The 15,427-nt window shown below is 47.0% G+C and carries 11 protein-coding genes; 6 read left to right on the top strand and 5 right to left on the bottom strand.

The features are described 5' to 3' along the window. Window positions 1–26: 26 nt before the first annotated feature. The 4 genes from BMX95_RS06855 to BMX95_RS06840 all read right to left on the bottom strand — a co-directional run bounded on the left by BMX95_RS06855 (window position 27) and on the right by BMX95_RS06840 (window position 4,905). Window positions 27–662: a TetR/AcrR family transcriptional regulator gene (locus tag BMX95_RS06855; protein WP_081201228.1), complete on the bottom strand. Its 636-nt coding sequence runs from the start codon at window positions 660–662 to the stop codon at window positions 27–29. Window positions 663–1,007: 345 nt separating this feature from the next. Continuing rightward, a complete protein-coding gene (locus BMX95_RS06850; protein ID WP_081201227.1) occupies window positions 1,008–2,483 on the bottom strand; it encodes a lipase family alpha/beta hydrolase in 1,476 nt (491 codons plus the stop codon). A gap of 2 nt (window positions 2,484–2,485) precedes the next feature. Then, entirely contained in the window at window positions 2,486–4,624 is a 2,139-nt protein-coding gene (locus BMX95_RS06845) for a hypothetical protein (protein WP_081201226.1), read from the bottom strand. Further along, a complete protein-coding gene (locus BMX95_RS06840) occupies window positions 4,609–4,905 on the bottom strand; it encodes a hypothetical protein (protein ID WP_081201225.1) in 297 nt (98 codons plus the stop codon). The genes BMX95_RS06845 and BMX95_RS06840 overlap by 16 nt, the downstream gene beginning before the upstream one ends. Window positions 4,906–5,170: 265 nt before the next feature. Between BMX95_RS06840 and BMX95_RS06835 the strand changes: the two genes are divergently transcribed. Together BMX95_RS06835 and BMX95_RS06830 are read left to right on the top strand one after the other, a co-directional pair. Beyond that, on the top strand, window positions 5,171–7,042 hold the full coding sequence (locus BMX95_RS06835; RefSeq protein WP_081201224.1) for a DNA polymerase III subunit gamma/tau: 1,872 nt from the start codon (window positions 5,171–5,173) through the stop codon (window positions 7,040–7,042). Window positions 7,043–7,207: 165 nt separating this feature from the next. Continuing rightward, window positions 7,208–8,860 carry a pyruvate dehydrogenase complex dihydrolipoamide acetyltransferase gene (locus BMX95_RS06830; protein ID WP_081201223.1) on the top strand — a complete coding sequence of 551 codons (1,653 nt, stop codon included), beginning with the start codon at window positions 7,208–7,210 and terminating at the stop codon, window positions 8,858–8,860. Window positions 8,861–9,165: 305 nt separating this feature from the next. Here the strand turns inward: BMX95_RS06830 and BMX95_RS06825 are convergent, their stop codons facing one another. Then, window positions 9,166–11,007, bottom strand: a complete 1,842-nt coding sequence (locus BMX95_RS06825) for an outer membrane protein assembly factor BamB family protein (protein ID WP_081201222.1) — start codon at window positions 11,005–11,007, stop codon at window positions 9,166–9,168. Window positions 11,008–11,177: 170 nt separating this feature from the next. Between BMX95_RS06825 and BMX95_RS06820 the strand changes: the two genes are divergently transcribed. Genes BMX95_RS06820 through BMX95_RS06805 form a run of 4 tightly spaced genes read left to right on the top strand, consistent with a single transcriptional unit; the run spans window position 11,178 to window position 15,395 of the window. After that, window positions 11,178–11,786, top strand: a complete 609-nt coding sequence (locus BMX95_RS06820) for a hypothetical protein (protein WP_081201221.1) — start codon at window positions 11,178–11,180, stop codon at window positions 11,784–11,786. A 38-nt stretch (window positions 11,787–11,824) separates the two neighbouring features. Then, window positions 11,825–13,393: a flotillin family protein gene (locus BMX95_RS06815; RefSeq protein WP_081201220.1), complete on the top strand. Its 1,569-nt coding sequence runs from the start codon at window positions 11,825–11,827 to the stop codon at window positions 13,391–13,393. 45 nt (window positions 13,394–13,438) lie between these two features. Then, on the top strand, window positions 13,439–14,302 hold the full coding sequence (locus BMX95_RS06810) for a UbiA family prenyltransferase (RefSeq protein ID WP_081201219.1): 864 nt from the start codon (window positions 13,439–13,441) through the stop codon (window positions 14,300–14,302). Further along, window positions 14,295–15,395, top strand: a complete 1,101-nt coding sequence (locus BMX95_RS06805) for a type III polyketide synthase (protein WP_081201218.1) — start codon at window positions 14,295–14,297, stop codon at window positions 15,393–15,395. The genes BMX95_RS06810 and BMX95_RS06805 overlap by 8 nt, the downstream gene beginning before the upstream one ends. Window positions 15,396–15,427 lie beyond the last annotated feature (32 nt).

Raw genomic sequence — 15,427 nt, 5'->3', positions numbered from 1 at the left:
TTAAGTAAAGGAGTAAAAAAAAACCCTCAGGTTTTTTTATCAGAAATATCCAATGAGTTCAACAACCAGGTCAATCCTCTTTGCATCATCGCTACCATTTGGTCCCGCGGTACCAGTTTATCGAACCGGTCCCTGATGGCCAGGGCTACCATGCCATGTACCATGCTCCAGATAGACATCGCTACTGCCTCTACATCACCTTTCTCTACCAGCTTTTTATCCATACACTCCTGGATGGTTTCTTTTAGTTTTCCCAGAGCCTGGTCACCGCTTTTCCATTCACAGGTTGCATCCAGTACTTCTAAAGCTTCCATGGGGGCCTTTAAAATAAACATCAGTTCATAGTAGGCAGGATTTTCCAGTCCAAACCGGATGTAGTACTCGCCCATTTTGGCCAGACGAACGAGCGGGTTTTTTATTGTCCAGAGATCGGTATTATATTCCGCCATTTTATGAAATCCCATTTCATGCAGGTTGAAAAGGATCTCGTTTTTGTCTTTAAAATACAGGTAAACTGTTGTAGGACTGTATTCTATGAGGTCGGCAATTTTACGGATAGACACATTCTCGAACCCCTGCTCCATGAATAATTTCATGGAAGCATCCAGGATCATCTTCTTGATCTCCTGCTTTTGTTTCTCTTTTCTTTCCGTTATGCCCATAATAGGTTAATTAACGACACAAATATACTTAACACTGTTAAGTATCCAAACAAGTACCTGACTTTCTTTAGAATTTCTCCAGATCACCCCTTTGGGGTCTGTTTTAGCCATATTTAAGAGTACTTATATCTTAAGGGTTTCATTAGGTATTCTCAAGGTTATCATAAGCTTATCCTTAGGTTCAAACCCTAGGATAACCCTGGGATGACCTAAGGAATACCCTAGGATGACCTTAGGATGAAAGATGGCATAAATTAAGTTTCAGGTAGAAATCCACCTGCTATAAAATCCAAAACGTTGTTTGAATAGGTTGTAATTATTTGTTCCTGGCCTGGCAGGGTATTTTTAAAGAAGTCGTACCTGCTGAAAACCGGCGAGTTCGCCCTTCTCTAACAGCGACTCCATTTCGCTGAGTTCTGGTGGCGTCGTGGTTTCCGAATCCCATAATCCGGGATCATCTGAGAACGGTTGTTTGCGCGCGGTTCCATCCAGGTGTGGAGCGACACTCTCTGTGTCATCTGCCGACAGGTGCCCGCGAAGAGCCCCTTCGGGGGTGTCAGGAAGATTATTGGCGCTTTTTCCTTCCAGCCAGCTAAATACGGCTTCATAAACCTGAGGGATATTCGGTAATCCGCCGTGAACCCCTTTAACATAACGAATGGCTACGTTTTCCAACATGGCCGAAGCAAGGGGTACCCGCCCGTCACCATCCCTGTTAGGATCTCCTTCAACTCTGGAGGTAATCTTGTCCATTTTTTCCCAGGCGCCAAATAGTTTAGAATGATAGGCGAGTTTAAAAAGCGTTTTATATCCCACTCCGGCAATAACCAGCATCTTGTCTTTAAAGGTTTGATCCAGTTGCCGGTGATAATCGTACAACTGCTGATAAAAGACTGCCACCCCATTCAGCACTTTTTGAAGGGCTGCGGCCTCTTCCTGCGACAGGTCCAGCTTCCAGGACGCAACATCATACATGTCGAAATTCGAACAGGGGTGCAGGTAAGGAGTATCCTCATCAGGAGATGGTGCGGCGGAATCCGCTTGTCTTGTTCCGGGATAAATACCCAGCGGAGCGGGCAGCAGGCTCAGCACTCCCCATAATGACCGGAACGTTTCCCTGCTTAGATAAACACCCAATAAGGCCATCAGGTTAAAGCCCCACAAATGATTTTTTAAATAACCCGCAATTGACGGGGAACCATAATGCGGAGTAGCAATGAAAACAATACGGCCAATCATTGGCCATAATTCTTCACCATACTGCATTAAGGTGACCCGCAACATCATGCCACCCATACTGTGGGCAACCAGGTGAACAGGGTTATTTCCATTCCTGGTATAGGTTTGAATAATGAGTTCCTTTAAACGGGGGGCGCTTAATGCCAGCGATTTTCGCCAATCATAGGGAAAAACCACAGCGCCAAAATCCTCCCGCTTTAAAATGGCAGTGAGAAAAGGTTCATATGCTGTATCAACAGCACACGCAGCAATAGCATTGTCCGGGTCGGCATCTTCCGTGCCATCGGCGGAAAGCCGCAGATCATCGATATGTTTGCGGGTACGAACATCCATCCACCAGATACCGCCTTTAGATTCACTCTGCAGCAGGCTGCCCATAACACCGGGTATAACGATCATGTTTTTTGCTGCCTTTATACCGAGATGATGATCGTCTTCACCGTCTGCCAGGCGAGCATATTCTGAATAAACATCGGAGCCGAGCCAGTTAAGTAATGTTTCCTTATTGTCATTATTCCGGATAATGTTTATTCGTTCATCCGTAGCCGATAAAAGAAATCTATTGATCAAATCGTTTGACATGGTTATTGATTTTTAATGTTTTTAAGTTCTTCGGGAGCAGCCATAAATAATTCATATTGGTTTATGTAGGTATAAAACAACCCGCCGATATTCTGGTATTGGGTCCAGAGCCACAGCCTGGTTTGCGCTACGGCTTCTCCTGCTGCCATTGGACTTGTATCTACTTTGCGAAAGAAAAAATTATAAAAGATACAGGCAAACCGGCTGGCGAAGCGGATCGGCACTTTTATCTCGGTGCCCAAGTAGGCCCTGCATCCCCGCCGGAAAAAGGAAGTTTCCAGTTCATTTGCCATATAGGCATCTGCTGTGCTGGTGGTACAGGCGTTGGCAAAAATGAGCGGACGATCCTGTAATGGCAGGATCCCCAGTTCCATACGGTTAACCACATCCGCTGCATCGGAGGTGGAACCAAATCGTAATACAGGATTATTACCATCTCCCACACTGCATTGACAAAAGAAATAGATCATGCCGAGGGGAGATGCCGCAGGCTGGTTCAACATAGACACTAATTCTTTCTTTGCATTCGTTGAACCGGCGCCGGGAATAATAAGTTGTTGTTGCCAGTTGGCCAATTGCTGCTGCTGCCAGCTGGCCTCTATATAAGTTGGATCGCTGGTATTATTGCCCCAGTAAAAAAGATTGGCGCTATAGGTGCTTTCTACTTTTCCCAACGTTCTCGGTGCAGCCTGTACAACATGAGACGTGTATTCGATCCGGTAACGCAAGCCGATGAATGAGCCGCCATCCACCGCCTTTGTGCTATCGATGGGAATTTGGGTATAAAACAACCCCCAGGGTACATGGGGTATAAATCCATCGGAGCCGGAAGGCACCCAGGAAATATTGATCCGATGACCTGCAACTAATTCATCCATGACGCCTCTGATCTCTGAGCCGCTTGGGAAAAAAGTTTCATAAAGCAAATAACCATCAAAAGCGAGGGCTTTTAATTCGGGGCTTTGGGCCGCCGATACCCAGGCTTGTTCATGCGATTGATCTGATCTAAAATTCAGGTAACTCCAATCGTACTCAGGCTGAAAATTGCGAAGCCGGTCCATAGTTTCAGTGGCATCCAGGTCATTAAGGTAATTGTCCCATTTGGCGCGGAACTTTTCCGCACTGGCCACCACATTTTCAATAAGGCCCGCAACCTGCGCCGGGGCAACGGGCCAGTCCATGGGTTTATTCACGGCTTTACCGCCAGAGGTGCCGCTGACGTATGCCTTCCCGCCGCCGATCACAACGATATTCAGTTCTCCGGGCGGGGTGGTCCATTCATGTGGATATGGCAGGTTCAGCTGGGAAGCCGGACTTTTTACCCAATCGTTCCGGATCAAACCACCTTCGGCTTCTTCAATCTGACCAGTTGGTTTACCCACCTGCAGCCTTAGCTGAAACTTCCGGTACAACTCCTTTACCGGAGCGTTTTCAACTGAAAGCGAATCATTTTGAGCGATGGTAAATAGCAACACTTCCAGCTGCGCCTCTCCCGCCAGCCGTGTGATGATAGGCAGACTGACCGTAACACTGTTTCCATTCTTCGGAACAAGCAGGGTAAATTCGGGCGTTGGAATTTCTACTGTCGACGAATAAACCACACACTTCAGCCACAGGCCCTCATTGGGAATATCCAGGGCTGCGACGCCTGTGTCGCCCGTTAAAAGATTATGATCCACAGCATCTCCCACTTTGAAATATAACGTGTATGTATGTGCTGGTTGAAGATAGTCCCCGGGTGTAGCAAGCTCAGGAATCCAGGCGTTAATGGTTTTCTCGCTTCCGGGTGGTATGGCATTATTCTCCGCAGGTGGGGCATATTCCAATTCCGGCTCCGGCACTATATCATTCATCTTCTCCAGGTTTTCGAATTCTATTCTGATGCCTCTATAAGCTGCCTCATTATTATAGGCCTGATTCAGCCAATGTCGAACCAGGGGGGCTGCCTCCGTTTCCAGCAAGCCAGCAATGAGTTCGTCTGTCGCACTCCATCTTCCTAATTCCTCATTACTTTCCGGGCTTTTAATCCGGTCAAGAAATCTTGACCGTAAATAAGTCCAGGTGGATCCAGTAAGTTTATTTAAAACCTTGTCGAAGCGAAACAGGTTCTGTATAAGGTAGATCTTCAGCTCGTTATCCATACTTGTTTTATTAAAATATTTTTTTGTACCCACAGCCGCTGGCGGTGAACGCCACATGGATCCTCCTTAAAAGGCAGGTTTTTGAGGGTTTCCTCCAGTATTTCTATCACTTCTGTTGGATTATAGGCAGGTGTACTCCTTATTGCGGCGGCCAATTTATAGCTGTATTGTGCTGATTTGTAGCGGTCACCCCGAATTTCGGGAATGGAAAGCAACTGCCGGCAGGTGTCAATGGTGTCCTGAAGGTCCTGCGGATTGGAATTCTTTTGCCTTTCTAGCATAAGCAAAGCCGCATTATTACGGTCTCTATATCAAAGTACCCCATTCTCACCAATTTTTTCCCCGTTAAAACACCCATTTTAAGAAAGCAGCAGCCTGAAGATTGACTATAAAATATTGAATAGGGGAGGCTGAAAAGAAATCAACTTTCCGTTAAGTTTTGAGGACCTGCTTTTAACTGCATAAAAAACAGATATTCAATCCATTAGATCATTTTCAAATTTGCATATTTGCACATTCTGCTTTTCCTTACATTTGCGACATATCATGGATAAATTCATTGTTTCAGCCCGGAAATATCGTCCGCAAACCTTTGATACGGTCGTAGGACAAGCCCATATTACCACCACCCTGCAGAATGCGATCAAGAACCACCACCTGGCGCATGCCTTTTTGTTCTGCGGTCCGCGTGGGGTGGGTAAAACAACCTGTGCCCGTATTCTGGCTAAAACCATCAATTGTGATAAGCCTTCTGCAGAGGGTGAAGCATGTAATGAGTGCCCGTCGTGTGTGGCTTTTAATGAGGGCACTTCGCTGAATGTATTTGAATTGGATGCGGCCAGTAACAACTCTGTGGAAGATATCCGGTCGCTGGTGGAAAAAGTAAGATTTGCTCCCGAGCCCGGTAAACATAAAGTATACGTAATTGACGAGGTTCACATGTTGAGCTCCTCGGCCTTTAACGCCTTTTTGAAAACGCTGGAGGAACCACCCTCCTACGCTATCTTCATTTTGGCTACTACCGAAAAGCATAAAATTCTACCCACTATCCTGAGCCGATGCCAGATCTTCGATTTCAAGCGCATCACAAACAACGATACGGTAGAACACCTGGAGAGCATTTGTAAAAAAGAAGACATCAATGCCGAGAAGCCAGCCTTACAGATCATTGCCCGCAAAAGCGAAGGCTGTATGCGCGATGCCCTCAGTATTCTCGATAAAATTGTAAGTTTTACCAGTGGTACCGTTACCTATCAAAATACCCTGGAGCACCTGAACATTCTGGATGCAGACTACTATTTTAAACTAATAGATTGTATGCAGAACCAGGACCTGGCCGGAGCCATGTTATTATACGATGACATTGACCGCAAGGGTTTTGAAGGCGATATGGTATTGAACGGGTTTTCTGAATTCATTCGTAACCTGCTGGTATGCAAAGACGAAAGAGTAGCAGGATTGCTGCAGGTGGTAGAAAGTTTTAAAGATAAATACGTGTTAGTCGGACAAAAAACCCCGGTAGCCTACCTTATAAGCGCCCTGAACATTTTAAACGAAGCCGAAATAAACTTCAAAGGGGCCCGTAACAAACGACTGCACACCGAACTGGCCATTATAAAACTCACCTACCTGCAACAGGCGCTTGAACTGGCTGCCGGCGGGGACGGCCTTGCTAAAAAAAAAGTAGCTGAGGGTGCCCAGTCTGTAGCGTTTCGCAAGCTGGGGATGGTAGAGCAGAAAATGGAGAGCAAAGGGCAGCGGGCAGAAACAACAGCCCCTAAAAAGGTAGATTCGACAGTTTATCGCCAGCCTACTGACGAAGCGAGGTTAATAATAGAGGAGCCTTCGGTTGGGTACCTGAACCCTGATGAGGAAGAGTTGAATTACATTAATTCAATGCATTCCGGAAATGCTGGTGGACAGCATTCTTCCACCCTCCCGACGGGTCGGGAGGCCTCGGGTAAGGCAATGCCCAAATTGGGGACATTGGAATCGATCAGGCAGAAATTTGCCAATAAAACGGCAGGTTCCAGTAATCCGGTCATCCCCCTCACGCTGGAACAATTGCAGCAGCACTGGGCCAATTTCTCCCAAAAATTAAAAGATAACAAGAACCCGGCGGCCCAATCATTCGATATGGCGCAGCTGATGATCACCAGTGGTAACTCCTTTGAAATTGTGAGCAACAACAACCTGGAGCAGAAATTTATTGAGGGTGAACGGCGCCAGTTGTCGGACTATATACAGCAGTGCTTTAATAACCGCACCCTGATGTTCACTATTGTGGTGACGGAGAATCCGGTAGAATTTATACCTACGGAAAAACCCCTCTCGACGAAAGAACAGTATATTAAAATTATAGAACAATACCCAATGGTGAATGAATTGCGGAGTAAGCTGAAGTTAGGGTTTGATTAATTTCTGCAGACCTGCCGGGTTCGCTTTGGCAGCCTGCTATTGCGATCCGTTGCTGCGGACCTGACAGGTCGGAATGTTAATTGACCTTTACCCATTGACCATTGAGCATTTTGCTGTAATTTCGAGCACTCAAATCGAAAAAATCAGAATATCAAATAAGAATTTATGGCTGAAGTGATCTTAATGCCCCGCCTGAGCGATACCATGACAGAAGGCGTGATAGCGGCCTGGCATAAAAAGGTAGGCGACAAAGTAAAGAAAGGTGACTTACTGGCTGAGGTGGAAACCGACAAGGCCACCATGGAACTGGAAAGTTATAAAGATGGCACCCTGCTTCACATTGGTACTGAAAAAGGGGGAAAACTACAGGTAAATGATCTGCTGGCCATCATTGGTAACCCCGGTGAAGACATCAGCTCGCTGATTGGTGGTGGTGGTCAGAAAGCCGCCGCAGCAGCCGCTCCGGCAGCTGAACCAGCTAAAGCCGAACAACCCGCCGCTCAACCTGCTGCTGCTTCTGGTGGCGCCACACTCGACCTGGCCAATATGCAGGAAGTGATCCTGATGCCGCGCTTAAGCGATACCATGACAGAAGGCGTAATTGCCGCCTGGCATAAAAAAGTTGGCGACAACGTTAAAAAAGGCGACCTGCTGGCTGACGTGGAAACCGATAAGGCTACCATGGAGCTGGAAAGCTATAAAGAAGGTAAATTATTATACATCGGTGCGCAAAAAGGCGATAAAGTTCCAGTAAACGCCCTGTTGTGCATCATTGGCGATGAAAAGAAAGTAGATGTTGAAAAGATCGTAGCTGCCGCCAAAGGTGGTGTTGCTACAGCCGGCGCGGCCCAAAGCCAACCGCAGGCAGCTGCTCAACCTACCCAAACCGCCAGCGCAGCCACTGAAACCGCTGCTCCAGCCGCTACTGGCAGCAATGGCAGAGTGCTTGCTTCTCCCCTCGCTAAAAAATTAGCAGAAGATAAAGGAATCGATATTTCCAAAGTTGCCGGTTCCGGCGATGGCGGCCGTATCATTAAAAGAGATATTGACAATTACACACCGGCTGCAGGTGGTGGTCAGGCTGCTCAAACAACAGCTCAACCTGGTAAAACTGCTGCTCCTGCCGTTGCTGGTCAGGTAAGCTTTGAAGATGTACCTGTATCGCAAATGCGTAAAGTAATTGCCAAACGTCTTGCTGAAAGCAAATTCACCGCTCCTGAGTTCTACCTCACCATGGAAATAAACATGGACAAAGCAGTAGAAAGCAGAGCCAGGATCAATGAAATTGCTCCGGTTAAGATCTCGTTCAACGACATGGTGTTAAAAGCCTGCGCTATTGCCCTGAAACAACATCCCAAAGTGAACAGCAGCTGGATGGGCGATAAGATCCGCGTTAACCATCATGTGAACATCGGTGTAGCCGTAGCCGTTGAAGAAGGTCTGCTGGTACCTGTTGTACGTTTTGCCGATCTGAAATCATTGTCACAAATCGGTACTGAAGTAAAAGAGTTCGCGAAGAAAGCAAAAGATAAAAAACTGCAACCGGCAGATTGGGAAGGCAGCACCTTCACCATCAGCAACCTGGGTATGTTTGGTATTGAAGAATTCACTGCCATCATTAACCCCCCAGACTCTTGTATCCTCGCTGTAGGCGCCATTAACCAGGTTCCTGTAGTGAAGAACGGTCAGATCGTTGTTGGTAATGTTATGAAAGTTACCTTAACCTGCGACCACCGCGTGGTTGACGGAGCTACCGGCGCCGCCTTCCTGCAAACATTGCAACAGTTACTGGAAGAGCCATTGAGAATGCTCGTTTAAGAACAATGCACCTAGTTATAAAGAAAGGCCCTGCTGTTGAAGCGGGGCCTTTGTTATTTTATGGTGATTGGGGAAGGGCAGAAGGCAGAGGGGGAAGGGCAGAAGGCAGAGGGCAAAGGGCAGAGAGGAAAGGCAGTAGGAATACAGGCAGTAAGCCGTAAGCTGTAAGCGAATACACTTCTGCGCGCCGTCGCAGCTCCGCATTGCGAAACTCAGAACCTAGAACTAAGAACTCAATAACCTACAAACCCAAGAACTCAAAACTTTCAACTTTAAACTTTAAACTTTCAACTTTAAACTTTAAACTACTGTACTCCCAATAATGTAACCTTACCATCCATAGTAGAAACAATCAACTCCTTCTTACTTAGAACACGAACGGTATTTACCATGGAGTTATCTATTTTATGCGCCCAGATGGCTTTTTGTTTGGCCGGGTCAATCGCATACACTACTCCATTGCGCGTACCAAAGAAAACCTGTCCGTCTTTTTCAATCAGCATACTGGGCACGTGTTCATAACCAAAACCGGCATTCATTACCCAGGCGGGGTGTTGCTCTGTTTTACTGGTAGCATAAGCCGCAATTGTGTCCTGCATGGTTTTACCATATACATATTTTCCATCGGCCGACATACCTATCGACTCGCGCACCCGTGTTTCACTGTTCTTCCATAATGTATTACCCGATATCGCATCTATCGCATACAAGGTGCGGTTCGGACAAACCACATACACCACGCTGTCGTGCGCTACCGGTATACAAGCCGCTGGTGAAAAGTTAATTACTGAAAAACCGGGATTCCATTGCCAGGCCAGTTGACCATTGCTTCTGTTTACGGCATACAGGTTCTTATCCCAGGCGCCAAAGATCACGTTACTGCCATAGATCAGCGGCGTACTCACAACTGGTCCCTGCAGGCCGGCGAATTTCCAGAAAGGTGTGCCATTCTTTATATTCAATGCATTGAAATTATGATCGCTGCCACCAATGAAAACCGTATCCTTAACGATCACGGGCGAACCGAGTACAGACGCTTCTGTTTTATATTTCCATATCAGCTGACCGGTCAGCAAATTCAAACAATATACATACCCATCTCCTGAACCCAATACTATTTTACCAGCACTTACAGCAGGCGATGAAAAGATAGCGCCGCTTGTTTTATAACTCCATTTCTTTTTACCGGTTTGTTGTACGAGGGCCGTTACCATGCCATTTTGATTTCCAAAGATCACCAGGTTGTTAGCTACTGCCGGTGTGGAGATCACATTGGCATCGGAGGCAAATACCCATTTCGGTTTTACCTGGGCGTATTCTTTATTGATGGCATAAGACGGACGTTCGTAATGCCCGGTCGTATCTGGTTTATGCAACATTACTTTTGTCCAGGGTTGCAGGGGTTCGCTACCAGGGCGGCGTTCGGTGTATACAATAGAATCAGGTGTTACATCAACCAGGTTATAGCCACCTAATGGCGCTTTTGCCCGTAGGTTCGAGCGCCCCATTACACCGGGAATACCTTCAAAATTCAAAGCATGGTTGTTATGTCCATGACCACACATGATCATCAGCGTATTGTACTTCTTTAACCGGTCGGTAACCTCGTACCAGTTATCGAGCGCGTTGTCGATGGGATAGTGGTTACAAAAGATAATAGGTTGATTGCGGGATGTTTTAGCCAGCACGCTATCCAGCCAAACAATGGCATTACGGGGCACATGGCCATCACTCATGCGCACATACGGACCGGAAGCGCAGCCGATAAACCGGATGCCATTGTGATCGAACTGGAATTTATCGTACCCAAATGTGCTGGTATAATGAACGCCGCCGCTTTCACTCCAACCGGCATCGTGGTTACCGGGAATGATGTAATATTTTGGTTTCAGGCTGTCGAGGATCTGTTTGGCCGATGCCAGTTGCGCATCGGTTCCCAGTTCGGTAATATCGCCGGTGATGATCACAAATGCGATATCGTTCAACTGGTTAATATCCCGGATCGTACGCCGCAGGTCTTCCTCGGCCGATCCATTTGGCGACCCAATGTGAGTATCGCTAATATGAATAAAACGAAAGGATTTTATTTGCGCCCGGGTAATAACAGCGCCAAGCAATAACATTGAAATAAAAAATAACCTTTTCATGGGCGCCAAATTAACGTAATAATAAAACCGAATTACCAGCAGAAAACAGCAACCTCATTAAATCCTCATAAATTTATCATGCCTTTTGTAATGTTTGAAACGATTCAACTACCAATAATTAATTGAGTCGTGCCACGGTTCAATTATCAATTATAAACCTTTGAACCACTATGCTGCTCAGCATTTCTACCTGGTGGCAACACCTCGATACCTTTGAAAAGATCCTTTGGGGGATCGCCCTTGCCTTTTCTTCGTTCTATCTGTTACAAAGTATGGTGTCCCTTTCCGGCGGCGATACCGATCATGCCGATGGCCATGGAGACGGTTCCGTCGATCACGACGATGGCGCCAGCTACCAGTTCTTCACGCTCAAGAACATGATCGCCTTTTTCACCATGTTCGGTTGGGTGGGCCTGGCAGCGCATTACGGCGGCATGGGTAAAACAATTACAGTGTTGCTTGCATTGGGTGGCGGTACAGGGCTCGTGCTGCTGATGGTGCTTATACTGGGAAATATGAGCCGCCTGCGGCACAGCGGCACCCTGAAGATCGAAAACGCCATCAACCTTACCGGCAGTGCCTACCTGTTTATTCCGGCCAACCGCAGCGGTATTGGTAAAGTACATATTACGGTACAGGGCTCGTTGCGTGAGTTACCGGCCATGACCGATGATGAAACGGAAATTGCCACCGGTGCCCTGGTGCGGGTAAAGAAGATCATCGACGATCGAATTTTACTGGTAACACTGGCAGAAAACAACCTGCCTTTTAGAATATAAATCATCATTCAACTTCAAACCCCAAAAAAACTACTATTATGGATTACATTCTGATTGTAGCTGCCGTGACCATGCTGTTCCTGTTCATTATGGTCATGTCCATGTTCCGGCGGTACAAGCGATGCCCCAGTGACCGCGTGCTGGTTGTATACGGTAAAGTAGGGCGCTCACAAGATGGTACCGATGGCAACCTGAGCGCCAAATGTATACACGGAGGCGCGGCTTTTATCTGGCCGGTTATACAGGATTACAAATTCCTCGACCTCACTCCTATTTCCATTGAGGTGAACCTTACCAATGCCCTGAGTAAGCAAAACATCCGGGTAGATGTTCCTTCGCGCTTTACCGTTGGTATCTCTACCGAGCAGGGCGTTATGCAAAACGCCGCCGAGCGGTTACTGGGCTTACTGCAACCCCAGATCCACGACCTGGCCAAAGACATCATTCTGGGTCAAATGCGCCTGGTAGTGGCCATGATGGATATTGAAGAGATCAACAGCAACCGCGATAAATTCCTGGCCAACATTGCCTCTAACGTGGAGGCCGAGTTGAACAAGATCGGTTTAAAGATGATCAACGTAAACGTAACCGATATTAAAGATGAAAGCGGTTACCTGGAAGCGCTGGGTAAAGAAGCTTCGGCCAAAGCCCTTAACGAGGCAAAGAAAAGCGTGGCCGAGCAGGATAGAATGGGTGAAATTGGTAAAGCCATCGCCGACAGAGAGCGCGATGTAAGCATGAAGCAAACCCAAAAGGAACGCGACGTACAAATTGCCGAAACACAACGTGACCGCGACTCCATGATCGCCGTGGCAGAAAAAGACAAAGAGATCCTGATCGCTGCCGCTAAAAGAGACGAACAAATTGGTAAGGTAGAAGCCGACAGAGACACGCGTATTAAATCTGCAGCTGCCAACTCTGTTGCCGTACAGGGGGAAAACCTCGCCAAAATACAGATAGCCGATTCAGAAGCTTCGCGTCGTGAAAGAGAAGCAGAAGCCCTGAAGCGGGCAATCGCAGCTGAGAAAGTACAGGCTGCTAAAGCGCTGGAAGAAGCTTACCTCGCCGAGCAAAAAGCAGAAGCCGCCCGTGCCGACAGGGAACGCGCTTCGCAAAACGCCAACATTGTAGTAACGGCCGAAATACAAAAACAAAAAGCCATTATTGAAGCACAGGCCGAAGCAGAAAAGATAAGAGAAAAAGCAAAGGGTGAGGCCGATGCTATTTACGCCAAACTGGAAGCGGAAGCAAGAGGGATGTATGAGATCCTGACCAAACAGGCCGAAGGTTTAGACAGGATCGTTAAAGCGGCGGGCAACAACCCGAAAGATGCAGTACTGCTGCTTATCTCCGATAAACTGCCAGAGCTGGTGAAAATGCAAACAGACGCTATCAAAAACATCAAGATCGATAAAGTAACGGTTTGGGAAAACGGGCAAAATGGGTCGGGCAAAAACTCAACCGCCAACTTTGTGTCGGGCCTGTACAAAGCAGTACCGCCGTTAAAAGATCTTTTCGATATGGCGGGCATGGACCTTCCCGGTTACCTTGGTCATTCAAAAAAAACAGAAGAGAATAATATAACAGAGCCGATCGAAAAAGAATAATTCTTCTTCCTATCTTTAAAGAGTCCGCCAAAGGCGGACTCTTTTATGTTACGATCATCTACCATTCAACTACTTCGTTTTCATTTTTCGTTTTTCCTGTTACCGGTATACCTGTTTGCCGTAAGCCAGGTACCGGTTATTCATGCAGGACATGCGGTATTGATATTTTTCATTTTACACTTACTGGTATATCCATCGAGCAATGGCTATAACTCGTACATGGACCGCGACGAAACGCCTATTGGCGGTATCAAAAATCCCAAACAGCCCACGCGTGAATTATTTTATGTAAGCATGATGATGGATGCGGTGGCCATTATATTAAGTCTTTTTATCAGCTACTGGTTTACTATTTGCATTATAACCTATATCGCCGCCTCCAGGGCGTACAGCTACCGGGGCATCAGGCTTAAAAAGCATCCGGTAGCAGGCTACTTAACGGTAATACTATTTCAGGGCGCCGTAACATACTTTATGGTTTATCATGGAAGCAGTATCGACAAAACACTGACTGTGCCGCCCCTTGACATGGTGGCGGCCAGCTTACTGATCGGAGGCTTTTATCCCCTCACCCAAATTTACCAGCACGAAGCCGACAAAAAAGATGGTGTAATTACCATCAGTGCCTTACTGGGTTACCGCGGCACCTTTGTTTTTGTGGCGTTGGTGTATACATTGGCCATGAGTTTGCTTGCGGTATCGTTCTTCGCGCACAACGAACAAAAAAAGTTTATTGTCTTAGCAACTATGATGCTGCCAATTCTCGTATATTTTTTCAGTTGGGCAGGTTTGGTGTGGAAAGACACGGGCAATGCAAATTTTGCCAATACCATGCGGATGAATATCCTGGCATCTATCTGTACCAACCTCGCATTCCTTACCTTATTAATCTGGAGGGGTTTTGAGTAAAATAATTGCCATCGGTACCGCCGTGCCTGCATTCAGGCACCGGCAGGAAGACATTCTGCAATTCATGCAGCTTATTTATTCGTTTACTGAAGCCGACAAACGCCGGTTACGTTTTTTGTATCACCAAAGCCATATTGATACCCGTTATTCTGTAATACCCGATTACAGCCGGCCCGTGCCGGAGTGGAAATTCTATCCGCACACCGAGAACCTGGAACCATTTCCATCCCTTGAACAGCGCATGACCTGGTTTCACAAGTATGCCCCGCAATTATCGGTGAATGCTGTCCGTGACTGTATAGATGGCAAAATTTCCGAATCGGAGATCACGCACCTGATCACGGTCAGCTGTACCGGACTCAGCGCTCCCGGCCTCGACCTGCAGGTAATGGAACTGCTCGATCTGCCGCGGCATACCGCCCGTTCTTCCATTAATTTTATGGGTTGCTATGCTGGCATTCACGCCTTAAAAACCGCCGATGCTATTTGCCAGGCCGACAAACAGGCAAAAGTACTGGTAGTGTGCACGGAGCTGTGTACGTTACATTTTCAACGGGAGCCAACGATGGATAACATGGCATCGAGCCTGTTGTTTGCCGATGGCAGTGCTGCCGCGGTAGTTACAGCCGATGAACACCCGCTTAAAGGCCTGCATCTCGATGGGTTTTATTCAGAAGTAATGCCCAAAGGCAAAAAAGACATGGCCTGGGAAGTGTCCTCTACAGGTTTTTTGATGACGCTGAGCAATTATATTCCCGACCTGCTGGAAGAAGATTTCACCGGGCTTACCAACCGGGCGCTGGCAAAAAACGGGTTAACCCGCCAGGATATTTCGCACTGGTGCATACACCCCGGTGGAAAAAAGATCCTGGAAACCGTTCACAAAACACTATCGTTTCAGGCAAACGAATTACAGGCATCGTATGATGTAATGCAGCAATATGGGAATATGTCGTCCTCCACCATATTCTTCGTGCTTAAAAAAATGGCATCTGCCCTTCTGCACAACCACAACGGAAAAGAACACATTTTTGGCGCGGCTTTTGGGCCCGGTCTCACAATGGAAACATTTGTGGCATCAACGAATTGCTAATATTTTATTCGGTTTGAACAGGCGTTTCGCGG

The organism is Niastella yeongjuensis, from assembly GCF_900110245.1.
GTDB lineage: Bacteria > Bacteroidota > Bacteroidia > Chitinophagales > Chitinophagaceae > Niastella > Niastella yeongjuensis.
Note: the sequence above shows the minus strand (reverse complement) of the source record. Positions and strands in the feature narration are given on the sequence as shown.

Bases quoted from the DNA above. Each gene is read 5' to 3' on its own strand.
- BMX95_RS06855 (WP_081201228.1), bottom strand. From the start codon at position 662: ATGGGCATAACGGAAAGAAAAGAGAAACAAAAGCAGGAGATCAAGAAG.
- BMX95_RS06825 (WP_081201222.1), bottom strand. From the start codon at position 11,007: ATGAAAAGGTTATTTTTTATTTCAATGTTATTGCTTGGCGCTGTTATT.
- BMX95_RS06840 (WP_081201225.1), bottom strand. From the start codon at position 4,905: ATGCTAGAAAGGCAAAAGAATTCCAATCCGCAGGACCTTCAGGACACC.
- BMX95_RS06850 (WP_081201227.1), bottom strand. From the start codon at position 2,483: ATGTCAAACGATTTGATCAATAGATTTCTTTTATCGGCTACGGATGAA.
- BMX95_RS06820 (WP_081201221.1), top strand. From the start codon at position 11,178: ATGCTGCTCAGCATTTCTACCTGGTGGCAACACCTCGATACCTTTGAA.
- BMX95_RS06810 (WP_081201219.1), top strand. From the start codon at position 13,439: ATGTTACGATCATCTACCATTCAACTACTTCGTTTTCATTTTTCGTTT.
- BMX95_RS06815 (WP_081201220.1), top strand. From the start codon at position 11,825: ATGGATTACATTCTGATTGTAGCTGCCGTGACCATGCTGTTCCTGTTC.
- BMX95_RS06845 (WP_081201226.1), bottom strand. From the start codon at position 4,624: ATGGATAACGAGCTGAAGATCTACCTTATACAGAACCTGTTTCGCTTC.
- BMX95_RS06830 (WP_081201223.1), top strand. From the start codon at position 7,208: ATGGCTGAAGTGATCTTAATGCCCCGCCTGAGCGATACCATGACAGAA.
- BMX95_RS06835 (WP_081201224.1), top strand. From the start codon at position 5,171: ATGGATAAATTCATTGTTTCAGCCCGGAAATATCGTCCGCAAACCTTT.